Raw genomic sequence first — 13,182 nt, 5'->3', positions numbered from 1 at the left:
AGTGAAGAGAAAATACAGATGGAGAATAACCAATAATAGAGACCTCACATTTGAGGTCTCTTTTGTTGATTTAAATTAAAAATTATTATTTAAGGGGATGCTATTTTGCAACTCTTACTTCACATATACATAAGCTTCACTTGCAGTTACATAGTATGTTTTGCCCTTGCTATTTTGTACTTTGTACTGTGGTGATCCATTAACAGTTACCTTTTCATCGATTGTAAATCCTAATCCTGCATCTACAGTTCCAACAAACACCACGTAACATTACAAGGGTTACGTGGTATGCAAACTATGATATATTAAATTTTCACTGATTGTTCTTCTTGATAGATAATTTCACCATCAATAATAGTTGTTTCTACTTTTAAATCTTTAATTTGGTTTGGGTTGACACTTAAAATGCTGTCATTTAATATAACTAAATCCGCCAACTTTCCAACCTCTATGCTTCCTTTTATCTCTTCTTCAAAACTCGCATAAGCACCATTCCAGGTGTATAGTTTAATAGCTTCCATTACGCTTATAGATTGATTAGCACCAAACTCCATTCCAGACTGGCTTTTTCTATTGACAGCAACATGAATTCCTAATAAAGGATTATAGTCAGTAACTGGCGCATCCGATCCACCTGCTGCCATGATGCCACGATCAATAAAATCACGAACAGCGTACATGTGATTAACACGATCACCATAGTGTTGGACATATATCTCTCCGAATTCATATGGAAATGGAGGATTTGGAATAGGAACCACCTCGAGTTTTTTCATTCTCTCTTGTAAATCTGGTGAAGAAATTCCCGCGTGCTCAATCCGATGACGGTGGTTTTTTCTTGGTGATTCCTCCAACGCCTTTTCTACACAATTTAAATACATTTCAATGGCTTTATCACCTTGTGCATGTACAGTGATTTGATATCCTTTTTTATGTGCTTCACCTAGAACCTGGTAGATTTCTTCCTCACTATAATAAAGAATGCCATAATTGTTAGAGTCACTGGAGTACGACTCACGGGTTGCAATTGTAGGCCCGGTGCTACTTCCATCTGTAAACAATTTAGCTGGTCCAACTTTGAATCTCTCATCTCCGGTACCAGTTACCACACCAGCTTCGACCATTTTATTAACAAATTCATGGGAGTTATTTAACTGACATATCATTGCATATATTCGGACACGAATATCCTTACTCTTCACAGCTTGTTGTAGTAAACGGTAACTCTCAGGGCCATATCCACCTGCCTCATGTATACTTGTTATGCCCGCTGCAACGAAATGATCTGATGCAATTTTCACAGCCTTCATCAGTTCACTTTCTGTATAACTTGCAACCTCGCTCATCCCCATATTTGCTGCTTCAATTAACTTTCCTGTAAGCCCTCCTGCCTGATTCTTTTCAATAACTCCCCCATTAGAATCCGGTGTGTTCTCGTTAATTTGCGCAATTTCTAATGCTTTGCTGTTCACCACACTTATATGGCTGCAAGTACGGGATACAATAATCGGGTGTTCAACTGAAATTTCATCCAGCTCAGCGATTGTTGGATAACGCTTTTCCTTCACAGCGGTTTCATTAAAGCCCCAAGCACGTATCCATTCACCTTTAGGCGTTTCTAAGGCTTTCTTTTTCAGGTCATCTAACAAAGCCTCGATAGAATCAATATGTTCAGCTTTACAACTTACCGCCAACTGATTCACCCCATGAGAAATGAGGTGAATATGAGAATCAATGAATCCAGGAAGAAGCGTTTTTCCTTGCAGGTCAATTACATCCGTTTTTTCTCCTATAAAACTCTTAACCTCCTGATTTGAACCAACAACTACGATACGATTATCTTTTATTGCTACAGCTTCGACTACTGTATTCTTTTGGTCTACTGTAATAACTTCTCCATTTATCAATACAACATCAACTTTCATAAACTCAGCCCTTTCGGAATTACTCTTTTAGAGTGATTCGTTCAGTATTTAAAGCTATATCTCTCGATATGCTATTCCGCTTTTTAACAAGATTTATCAATAATTAGTTAAAGTTGAGATAAACATTCTTTAATTGTTTTAACAATAAAAGTAAAGTCTTCTTCTGTGATGCTTAATGGAGGAGCAAGCTGCAAAATATTATTGTAACCTGCAACAGTGTCACCATTTTTACCAATAATTAGACCTTTTTCTTTACAAGCATTGATGACTTTGTTCACCTTTTCAATGGCAGCCGGTTCTTTTATTTGCTTATCTTCCACTAGTTCAATACCTAAAAGAAGGCCTTTTCCGCGAACATCTCCTACGTTTGGATGCTCTTTTACATCCTCTAGTTCATATAGCAGTCGTTCACCCAATTCTTTGGAACGTTCAATGAGTTTTTCATTCTCCATAATTTCTAAATTCTTCAAAGCCAAGGCACAAGCAGCAGGATTTCCTCCGAACGTATTCACATGGCGGAAGCGATCATAATCTTCACTGCCTATGTATGCCTCATAAACCTCTCGTCTGACTGCTGTTGCTGACAAAGGAAGATACGCACTTGTAATACCTTTTGCCATTGTAATGATATCTGGTTTGACGCCATAGTTCATAAATCCAAACGGCTTCCCTGTCCGGCCAAATCCACATATAACTTCATCACAAATGAGCAACGCACCATGCTTCTCGCAAATTTCTTTTACTTTTGCCATATATCCATCAGGAGGCATTAAAATTCCGCCCCCGGTAATAATTGGCTCCATAATCACGCCGGCTACTGTTTGGCTTAACTCCCATGTCATGACACGATCGATTTCATCAGCACTTGCCAGTGTATGAACATCATCTGGATTGCGATACGTATCAGGCGGTGCTACATGCAGAAATCCTTGCCCCAATGGTTCATATTTGTACTTTCGTTGTGCTTGCCCTGTTGCTGCAAGAGCCCCATTGAATTACCGTGGTAAGCACGATAGCGTGAAATAAACTTATAGCGTCCATGATCACCTTTTTGCTGATGATATTGACGAGCAATTTTAAACGCTGTTTCATTCGCTTCCGATCCACTGTTAGAAAAGAAAATGACGTATTCGTCACCAAGCCATTCATTCAATTTTTCTGCTAATTTAATGGCAGGAACATGACTTTGTGTCAGAGGGAAGTACGGCATTTCTTCAAGCTGTTCAAAAGCCGCTCTTGCAAGCTCTTTTCGACCATACCCAACATTCACGCACCAAAGACCGGACATACCGTCTAAATAACGGTTTCCATCAATATCCGTCACCCATGCCCCTTCTGCTTTTGTGATAATTAAATTCGTTGGACTAGGGGCTGCTCCTCTCATTGCATGCCAAAGGTACTTTTCATCTGCTTTTTGCAAATTTTGTGTTTGTTCTGTCGTTTGCACAATCACCAACTCCATTCTATCCTTTTATGATTTTACATCACTCTTTCAATAACGAGCCGTAAGCTTCTTTATAACTTTTTCCGTTTTCCAGGGTAACGAGTTTAGCTAACTCTTCCCAGTTTTCAATCAATAGCTGTTGATAGCGAAATAGAATACGAGCACGCCGAGGCACAGCGACCCTTCTCCATGTTTTGAATGCTTCTTTAGCAGTTGCTACAGCTCTATCTAAGTTTTCTTTAGTCGAAAGCGGCACACGAGCAATGATTTCTCCTGTTGCTGGATTTGGTACATCTTCAACCTGTTTACTTGTTTGTGGATTCGATCCATTGTCCGCCAATATAATTTTTCAACGTTTGTACATTTTTCGTTACTACCATAGTGAAACCTCCTATTTTAAGATAACCGTCCTATGTATTTATTGCATCCGCAAAAGAAAGCGCATTCATATGACGGTATGTAAACTTATTTGCATAAATTTCACTACATTTCGTCAACATTACTTGAGAGAACAATATCGGCTTTTTGGTTCATTAGGCTTTATCTCCATTTCGCTTTACTATTCTGAATTTCTTATCCATTAAATACGCAGGAGCAGTCGTCTGCTTAGCATTTGCCCACTTCTCATTTCACATTATTTCAGATTGATCTCATGGTTCATTTTATAATTCTTTTTCAAAAATACTGGACAATCCCATTCACAGACAAGGTCCTTAGCCAAGGAAACGACCCAGTCCTTTGTAATATGATACTTTTTTCCATCAACAGTAATAAACACTTCACCGTCTGTCACATAGAAAACTTCCTGTTCTTCTAGATGCCACGTTCCTTTATCTGGTTCGCCTACCCATAGTTCCCACGTGTCAACACCTAGTTGTTGTGCTTCTTCTGCTGTAAGTTTTTTCGCAAAAAACATGATACTCCTCTCTCTTTCTTATTGGTAATTTTGAAGGAATAGGTTCTATAAACGTACTGTCTTACTATTTGTATCTTTTAAACGTTTGAGCTCTTTTTTCATAAAGTATATGGCAATGAGAACGCCTGGAATTTCTGCAGCGGGACCTGTGTACCATATACCTTCTACACCCCAGAATTTCGGGAAAATAAATAGAAACGGTACCATGAACAACAGTATTTTGCTAACACTAATAAACGTTGCGGACCAGTTTCTCTCTTGTGATTCGAAATAACCTGAGATAAGCAAGCTGACTGCATTAAGCGTAAACAAAGAATTGAATACAACTGTCGTCCAAATACCCAGTTTCTGCAATTCAGGATTACCACCGGAAAAAAATGACACAATTGGATCTGCAAAAATGATTAGTATGGCTGTCACAATCACAAAGAAGGCAACCGTAAAAATGAGTCCCATCTTAATTGCTTGTTTAACACGATCAAGGTTGCCCGCACCGTAATTATAACTAATGATCGGTTGAAGTCCTGTCATCCCACCGAGCGCTGCTAAGGCAAGCAGATTTGTAATGTAACCGTTTTGAATCGTGAAAGCGGCAACGTGCAGCCCACCACCGTAGCTTTGCAGTAAGTTGTTGAAGAAAATAATTGCAATAAACATCATGAACTGACTCGAGAAAGATGCAAAGCCCGTCCAAGCCACTTCACCGATCGTCTTGAGATTAATCATCATATCTTTCATTTTTGGCTTAAGTTTTGTTTTACCAAACCAGAAATAAAAGATTAGGAAAACAGGGATCGATTGCGAAATCATATTGGCCCATGAGGAACCCATCATCCCCATGTCATACTTCGTTACCATAATCCATTCTGTAATCCCAGCAACAACTGCTGCGACTAACCAACTGTTCATTGATAATACAGGTTTTTCATCGATATTGGTTAAAATACTTAATACAACGGCCAATATCGTTAATGGCAATGAAATCCATAGCAGACGGCTATATTGTACCGCATATGGAAGCGCTTCATTACTTGCTCCGAATAAGGTCATAATATTATTTTCAAAGACCACTCCAAGTACAGCTAACAAAATGGAGAGGAAAAGAGTAAACCATAAAGTTTGTCCCATAATACCTCTAGCTTCTTCGATCTTCCCTTTTCCAAGTCGAAGTGAAATGACCGCTCCGGCTCCCACACCCAAAAGAACGCCAAGCATACGGGTAATAACCATGACCGTAAATCCAATTCCGATCCCTTCGATTTCCAGCTCCTGAAAGCCACTGACGAAATACCCATCGACAACCGCTACAACTCCTAGAATCACGTTAGCCATAATTCCTGCCAAAGCAAACCGTAAATATAGTAACGGAATACTTTTGGTTCCCAGCACTGAATCATACGCCGGCTTATTCATTACTTCTAGTTGCTCTATCTTCGATAACGGACGGTTGTCTACTATTTTCATGAGCATGTCCCCTTATAAATAATTTATATAGCAAGTTAAGCTCAATTAATTCGCATACCAACCTACAGGCTGGGCATGCTGGTGGATATTGATTTGCTTCGTTTCCATAAAGTGCTCCAGCCCAGCAGCACCTAACGCTCTGCCGATTCCACTTTGCTTATACCCTCCCCAAGGACCTTCAACATAAGCGAGATGATAACTATTAATCCAAGTAATTCCCGCACGCAATTTACTAATGACACGTTTTGCTCGATCCATATCTTCAGTAAATACAGCACCGGCTAATCCATAAATGGAATCATTCGCTTTTTGGATGGCATCTTCCTCATCTTTAAATTTCTGTACAACAAGGACTGGACCAAAAATCTCTTCCTTAACAATACGCATATTCGCATTTACATCAGCAAAGATCGTTGGCGCAATAAAAAATCCTCGATCAAGCCCATTTTCTATTAAGCGCTTACCACCACAAACTAATTTTGCACCTTCTTCGATTCCGCTCTTGATGTAATGTAAAACTTCATTCATATGAGGCTCGTGTGTGAGGGCTCCCATTTCAATGTTCTCGCTTTCCCCGTTGCCAACTACAATTTTGCTTGCACGCTCGGCCAATCTTTCAACAAACTTATCGTAAATGGTCTCTTGTACAAACAAACGAGATGCAGCTGAACAAACTTGCCCAGCATTGTGGAAAATACCAAACATCGCATTCTCGACTGCAGTTTCAAAATCCACATCGTCGAACACAATAAGTGGAGATTTACCACCCAGTTCAAGTGTGATTTTTTTCATATTGCCCGCAGCTGCGCGCATAATGCTTTGACCTGTTTTTGTTCCACCGGTAAAGGCGATCTTGTCAACATCATGGCTCTCGGCAAGCTCATTCCCAACCTTTGATCCAGGTCCCAATACCAAGTTTGCCACTCCGTCCGGAAGTCCAATCTCTTCGATAATTTCAAAAAGTTTGAATGCGCTTACGGGAGTGCCATCAGCAGGCTTAAGTACAATTGTATTCCCTGCGGCGAGTGCAGGAGCAATTTGCCAAACAGCTAACATAAGCGGGAAGTTCCAAGGTACAATAAGTCCACAAACACCAATCGGTTCATGAATAATAATTGTTTCCGAAGAATCAGCACGAGTGTAAGATTCCTTTTTCATGCCTTTGATCAAGTCAGCATAATAGCGGAAGCATTGAATCGATACCGGAATATCCACATAAGTGGTTGCACGAATAACCTTACCGTTATTTGCAGTTTCCAAGCGTGCAATTTCAGCTGCCTTCTCTTCAAGACGGTCTGCAATCTTATAGAGATAGTCAGCTCTTTCATCAGCCGATAAATCCGACCAGATTCCGCTGTCAAACGCTTTACGAGCCGCCTTGATTGCTATCTTCGCATCGTCTGCTGATCCATAAGCAGACGTTGCGATCACCTCTCCGGTTGCAGGATTGATAATGTTTCGTCTAGCACCGGATAACGCTTCTATCCATTTCCCGTCAATGAACATGTTAATTTTCATAAAACAACTCTCCTTTACGCAATAATATCTAACAGTTTGAAACCAATATGTGCTAGATTGACCAGCATCGTTTTCTGATTATAGAACGGGAATGATTTGAGGCGTTCCTTTTCAAATCGATATCCACCTGCACTCCCCGTAACGATCCATTGTGCCAATAACTTACCAAACAATGTTGAGAGAGACGCACCGTGTCCCGTATAACCCGTTGCGAAATATGCGCCTTCTTTGGATCTGCCGATAACCGGGAACGTATCAATTGTAACCCCGATAAATCCACCCCAACGGAAATCAATCTTGCTTCCTGCTAGTTTTGGCATTATTTTAACCATGGCATCGTAAACACTTTGATAAACAGCATCGCCTAAGTTTGGACGAACATCGCCACCGCCAAATACGATCCGATTATCTGGTGTACGTCGGAAATAGTAAAGGAAACTGCTTGTATCAAAAACCATGCGATCTTTAGGAATGACGGTACTCACCAGTGATTCTGGAAGCTGTTCAGTAGCAATAATACGTGCCGAAATTGGCAGTACGCCTTTGTTCAGTTCATTCATGATTTTTCCAGAGTAACCATCTGTAGCCACAATAATGTCTTTCGCAGTAACAGCACCTTTTTCTGTTACAACTTTCACACTGTTTCGACCGTACTCAATAGATAGTGCTTTCGAATGCTCAAAGATTTTTGCACCGATCGATTTAGCTGCTTCTCCCAAACCAATTGCATAGTTCAGTGGCTGGAACGAGTAACTCGAGTTGTCGACTAAGCAGCCATAATAATGTGGAGAATCGATCTCTCGATGCAACTGACTTCGATCAAGCACGCTTGATTCGTACCCGAAATTTCCGTTTAAGTATTCGCTTTCATGTTTCAATCCTTCAAAATGCTTGGCTTTGTAAGCCGCCACAATGTGACCTGTCTTTCTAAAGTTACAGTTGATTTGATGCTCGTCGATGATGTTTTTAACCAGTTCAACACTAAATAGGGAGAGATCGTTAAGCTGTCTCGCCTCGTCGGCACCATACTTTTTGGCAAGCTCCTGCATCGTTGGCTTATAGCCTGGCAATACCATTCCGCCGTTACGACCGCTTGCGCCATATCCGATCGTTTCTTGCTCAAGGACAATGACACTCTTCCCTAATTTTTGCAAATGATATGCAGAAGAAAGACCTGTGAAGCCTGCGCCAATAATGACAACATCCGCCTCTTCATTTCCTTCAAGAAGTTTTCCTTTTTCATAGCTGTTTGCAGTCGCTGTCCACAGTGAGAGAGTATCCATTCGATCCATCTTATCCATAGCTAATTCTTCTCCTTTTGTGACATGTATGTTACAATACAGTCAAAAATTATTCAAAATATTCAAACTTCTTGAGTCTATCATATGACTTGGAGTTTCCTCCAAGTCAATAGCCATTTGAGAGTTTTTTGAATTCATTTTTGTGAAAAAAGTGGAGTAACTCCACTTTTTTCGTTGGGGGGCATCTATGAAAATTGGTACATTTGCAAAGCTTTTTCATGTTACAACTGATACCGTTCGTTATTACATTGAACTAGGATTATTAATACCAGACAAAAAAAACACCCAGTATCAAATGAACCAATTGTGTCTCGACGACATGGCTTTTATTACTGAGCTGAAAAAACTTCATTTTTCACTGCTAGAAATTCAACAAATTTTATCGTATCAGCGTGTCACAAACTTCTCGGACCATGAGGATATCGACTACTACAACAACTTGCTCATTGATAAAAAGAACCAGCTGACCAAGAAAAAAGAAGACATATCAAAAGCTATCCAATTGATTGAAAAAGCGGTTCAAACCAGCTCGCCTTCATCCAAAGAAGAGAACCTTACAGGGATCCCACTTTCCTTTGTAAATCTGTTCTATTGTCCGAAGTGCCACATTCCACTTGAAATGAAAGATGTAACGATTAAAAAAGTCTACATTCAAACGGGGAGTTTAACTTGTACTTGTGGATACGAGGCAGCTATCGAGGAAGGTATTATCATTACCGCGAACTTGTACGAGACGTCTCCTTATCCATCTTATTTTTACGATAAAGAAACGATTAAAGAGATCAATCCCAAAATGATTAACTTATTTGAAAAAAGTAATTTTTGGTTTCAAAAAGTTCTACAAAATGTAGATTTGAAAAACAAATTAATCGTGGAAACAAACGTTGACGCTTTTGTGTCACTACCCAAATATATCGATGTTCTTGAAACGAGCGCATCCTATGTATTCAGTGGCTATTCGCTTGCAATGCTCAAGAAGGTTAGAAAGAGAATTGAGCGTATGAATCCGAAGCCAAACGTCCTTTATATTTTGAATTCTGATTTAAATCTGCCATTGAAACCGCTTAGCATCGATATTTTTGTGGATAGTTTTACAGCAACTGATTTTTCACTACTCAATCCGCAGTTTCCAATTCATGTTCTAAAAAACTATTTCCATAGCAGTTCAACAATTGTCGGCGGATACTCCTATTATGATAGCTCGGCCAAATCCTTGAAAAATATTTCAGCCTTATATCCAAATTCCCACGAGCATATTTTATATCCAAAATACTTAGAAGAAAATTTATCAGTCAACGGATTTCAAATCACGCAAAGTGAAAATATCGGTTACTGTACAGATCCAGGACCTTATTTTGATTATCATGTAATAGACGAAAAATTCCACATGCTAATGTATTTGGCTAGTACGAAAAAATAGCGCACAAAAAGAGGCTGTCCGAAAAGTAGGCTAGTTCACGGATGAGACAGCTCCCTTGTAGCTAAAATCATGGTTAATCTGAAAAATTGAGGAAGCATTAAAAGATTATCTTCTGTAGAATGGTGTATTACAATGAACAATGTTACATGGTTTGCAGTAAGTAAAAAACAAATTACAGATAAAGAAATCCAAGCATTTTTGGGAAAGTTAAAGGCGGCCCAGACCAAATAAATCAAACAGCATTGAAACATCTTGAAGAAATAATGGATGGACCGGGAGGTTTTATCAAAATTAAAAATCCTAAAGGAATAGAATTTTTGGAGAAAAAACTACAAGATGGAAATGGAGTTCGATTAAACCTTGATGGAACTTTTAAATGGTATATTGACCAGTAAAAAGGGTGAGTTATAAATGGAAAATTTAGAGATTATATTAACTGATTTTAATAAGAGAAAAATTGATAAATTAATTTACGGAGAACTTAAATTATCTACATTAAAACTTAAATCATCACATTTGTATAATAATATTTCAGAAAAAGATTTGAATTTTTCTCAAGTGAAAAACATAAAAGAGATTCTATCACCGAAAGGAACAGGAAATATATTTTTAGAAGAATTGAAGTTAGGTATTTCATTAAAAAACGTAGTAATAGTTTTCTCGTTTGATGAACAATATGGTGACATTGTATTTAACTTTCCTGAAAATGAAATATTAAAGGATGAGAGGAACGATAATAAGTTAAGGTTGAAAAAGCTAGTACATTTTCTAGTTGATTTGAAAAAAAATTATGATATTCCAAAAGTTATAATTGGTTATGAACCTGCAACTGATGAGGATACTTTGTTAATTGAAATTAATAATATAGTAACTAATTATGACAAAAAAATAGAAAAAATACTTTCTTAATTTATGAGCCTTAAGGTAACTACCTTAAGGCTTTTTTAGGGGCGGAGTATCGAATTAACCACTTCTTTATTCCAAGTCAATGGAATAAAGGTTCTTGACATTGACACGTTGAATACTGAAGTGGAGGAAATTTCGTTAGAGTTAAAAGAAACAGGAGTTACCATATATAATTGCCTGTTTGAAGATGAGTACTGAAAATTATTACCTGATTAAGAAATGAAAGTAGTATAATTTTGTGGAGATACTACTTGATTAATCTTATAGTATACAAAATACATATCTAGGAAGGAAATGATTATGACAGAATTTAAAAATAGAATGGATGTATCCGATCAAGAAAAGTGGGATTTAACGGATATTTATAAAACGATTGAAAACTGGGAAAACGACTATCAAAAAATCGAAACCTTAACAGAGGATTTAAAAAAATTTAATGGAACTATCCATGATGGTCAGAGCCTACTTGCCTATCTTACGAAAAGTGAAGAAATATCAAGTTTGTTTAATTTAGTCTATGCTTATGCAAGACTTCAATCCGACCTTGATACACGTGATACAGAAGCGCAGTCCCTTGTAGATAAAGCATCACAATTACATGTTAAAATAAGTGCTGCTCGTTCCTTCTTTTCTCCATTTTTACTTAGTATCGATGAGAAAATATTACATTCTTATATAGAGGAAAACGAAGGCTTACAATATTTTAAAGAAGACTTATTTGAATTATATCGATATAAGAAACATGTTTTAAACGAAGATAAAGAAGAAATCTTGTCTCAAATGGGTGAAGCTCTCTCTTCTCCTCAGCATACATACGGAATGCTTAATAACGCAGATATTACATTTGGAGAAGTTACAACCAAGGATGGTAATAAAGTAAATTTAACACGCGGGATGTATTCAAAATTAATTAAGGATGAAAGTCGAGATAAGAGAAAAGAAGCTTACAAAGCATACTATCAACCTTATGTGCAATTAAAAAACTCTATTGCTTCTACCTTAACAGCAGCTATAAAAAACAATGTTACCATTTCAAAAATTAGAAACTATCCATCTGCTTTAGAAAGGTCTTTATTTGGTGATATGGTTCCAAAAGAAGTGTATGATACTTTAATTGATACAACTAAAAAGAACATTGCATCTCTACATACATATAATCATTTACGAAAAGAAAAATTGCAGCTAGATGAATTAAGACAGTACGACTTACATGTTGATTTAGTAAAAGGTGTAAAGCAAGAGATTCCCTATGATGAAGCATTCGAAATCATGCTTACATCCCTTTCTCCACTCGGTGAAGAATATCTTCAAACACTTCGAGGTTTTAAAGATAAACGTTATATAGATGTAAGAGAATTACCTGGAAAACGTTCGGGTGCCTATAATTTTGGCGTATATGGCGCTCACCCTTTCATCCTGTTAAATCATAATGATGACTTAAATAGTCTCTTTACACTTACTCATGAATGTGGGCATGGTATGCATACATATTATTCACATAAGTTTCAGCCGAGAATCTCTGCTCATTATTCAATCTTTGTGGCCGAAGTCGCTTCTACAGTGAATGAAATACTCTTAATTCACCATCTATTAAAAGAAGCAAAAGATATAGACGTACGCAACCATTTAATCAATCACTTTATTGATCAATTTAAAGGAACTTTCTTTACACAAGTTATGTTTGCTGAATTTGAAAAGATTACGCACGAAATGGCGCATCAAGGTAAACCATTAAACGCCCAAGCATTTAATGATGTATATGAAAAATTATTTAGAGAATACAATGGGGATACACTCATATTCGATGAAGAAGTAAAATATGGATGGGCTAGAATCCCTCATTTTTACCGACCATTTTACGTTTATAAATACGCTACCGGATTTGCTTCCGCAATTCAAATTGCAGATCAGCTTTTAAGTGGCGATCCTACCGCTCAGCAAAATTATATCGAATTCTTAAAAGGTGGAAGTTCAGATTATCCGCTCAATCTTTTAAAGAAAACTGGTGTAGATTTAACAACGCCAAAACCAATTGAAAGTGCACTAGGACGCTTTAGTAAACTAATTGAAGAATTTTCGTCACTTTAACAAAAAATGATAAGATTCTATGGACAGAATTCTATGTTAGGTCATTTAAAGAGCCAGCTTCTTCAATATTAAAGAAGTTGGCTTTTGATTATTACATTTTTAAAATTTAATAATCAAAAAATAGAAATTTGAATTAAAAACAAAAACTAATTGAAAATAATACTGCATATATCAGCATGGTATAATATTAATCACAAAAA

8 protein-coding genes and 3 pseudogenes are annotated in these 13,182 nt (G+C 37.5%); 3 read left to right on the top strand and 8 right to left on the bottom strand.

Features of this window, described 5'->3' with window-relative positions:
• Positions 1-114: 114 nt before the first annotated feature.
• From MHH71_RS26725 to MHH71_RS26690, 8 genes and pseudogenes are all read right to left on the bottom strand, one after another.
• Positions 115-252: pseudogene (locus MHH71_RS26725) on the bottom strand (hypothetical protein); the annotation flags it as partial.
• A gap of 53 nt (positions 253-305) precedes the next feature.
• Complete coding sequence (locus MHH71_RS26720; protein ID WP_006095498.1) at positions 306-1,925, bottom strand: amidohydrolase; 1,620 nt, start codon at positions 1,923-1,925, stop codon at positions 306-308.
• Between the two features lie 107 nt (positions 1,926-2,032).
• A pseudogene (locus tag MHH71_RS26715) lies at positions 2,033-3,387 on the bottom strand (aspartate aminotransferase family protein).
• Positions 3,388-3,421: 34 nt separating this feature from the next.
• Positions 3,422-3,749, bottom strand: a pseudogene (locus MHH71_RS26710) (aldehyde dehydrogenase family protein); the annotation flags it as partial.
• 254 nt (positions 3,750-4,003) lie between these two features.
• The gene (locus MHH71_RS26705) at positions 4,004-4,285 is read right to left on the bottom strand and encodes a cupin domain-containing protein (RefSeq protein WP_006095502.1); all 282 of its coding nucleotides are present in this window, start codon (positions 4,283-4,285) and stop codon (positions 4,004-4,006) included.
• Positions 4,286-4,330: 45 nt separating this feature from the next.
• The gene (locus MHH71_RS26700) at positions 4,331-5,749 is read right to left on the bottom strand and encodes an MATE family efflux transporter (RefSeq protein WP_033799010.1); all 1,419 of its coding nucleotides are present in this window, start codon (positions 5,747-5,749) and stop codon (positions 4,331-4,333) included.
• Between the two features lie 45 nt (positions 5,750-5,794).
• A complete protein-coding gene (locus tag MHH71_RS26695) occupies positions 5,795-7,267 on the bottom strand; it encodes an aldehyde dehydrogenase family protein (protein WP_033799011.1) in 1,473 nt (490 codons plus the stop codon).
• Positions 7,268-7,281: 14 nt separating this feature from the next.
• Entirely contained in the window at positions 7,282-8,568 is a 1,287-nt protein-coding gene (locus MHH71_RS26690) for an NAD(P)/FAD-dependent oxidoreductase (RefSeq protein ID WP_006095505.1), read from the bottom strand.
• Positions 8,569-8,755: 187 nt separating this feature from the next.
• On the opposite strand from MHH71_RS26690, the gene MHH71_RS26685 reads away from it, so the two are divergent.
• The 3 genes from MHH71_RS26685 to pepF all read left to right on the top strand — a co-directional run bounded on the left by MHH71_RS26685 (position 8,756) and on the right by pepF (position 12,982).
• The gene (locus MHH71_RS26685; RefSeq protein ID WP_006095506.1) at positions 8,756-9,988 is read left to right on the top strand and encodes a MerR family transcriptional regulator; all 1,233 of its coding nucleotides are present in this window, start codon (positions 8,756-8,758) and stop codon (positions 9,986-9,988) included.
• Positions 9,989-10,399: 411 nt separating this feature from the next.
• Positions 10,400-10,897, top strand: coding sequence for a hypothetical protein (locus MHH71_RS26680; RefSeq protein WP_006095508.1), 498 nt, complete (start codon positions 10,400-10,402; stop codon positions 10,895-10,897).
• Between the two features lie 297 nt (positions 10,898-11,194).
• Positions 11,195-12,982 carry an oligoendopeptidase F gene (pepF, locus tag MHH71_RS26675; RefSeq protein WP_033799012.1) on the top strand — a complete coding sequence of 596 codons (1,788 nt, stop codon included), beginning with the start codon at positions 11,195-11,197 and terminating at the stop codon, positions 12,980-12,982.
• Positions 12,983-13,182 lie beyond the last annotated feature (200 nt).

Source organism: Bacillus sp. FSL H8-0534 (assembly GCF_038005885.1).
Lineage (GTDB): Bacteria > Bacillota > Bacilli > Bacillales > Bacillaceae_G > Bacillus_A > Bacillus_A pseudomycoides.
Note: the sequence above shows the minus strand (reverse complement) of the source record. Positions and strands in the feature narration are given on the sequence as shown.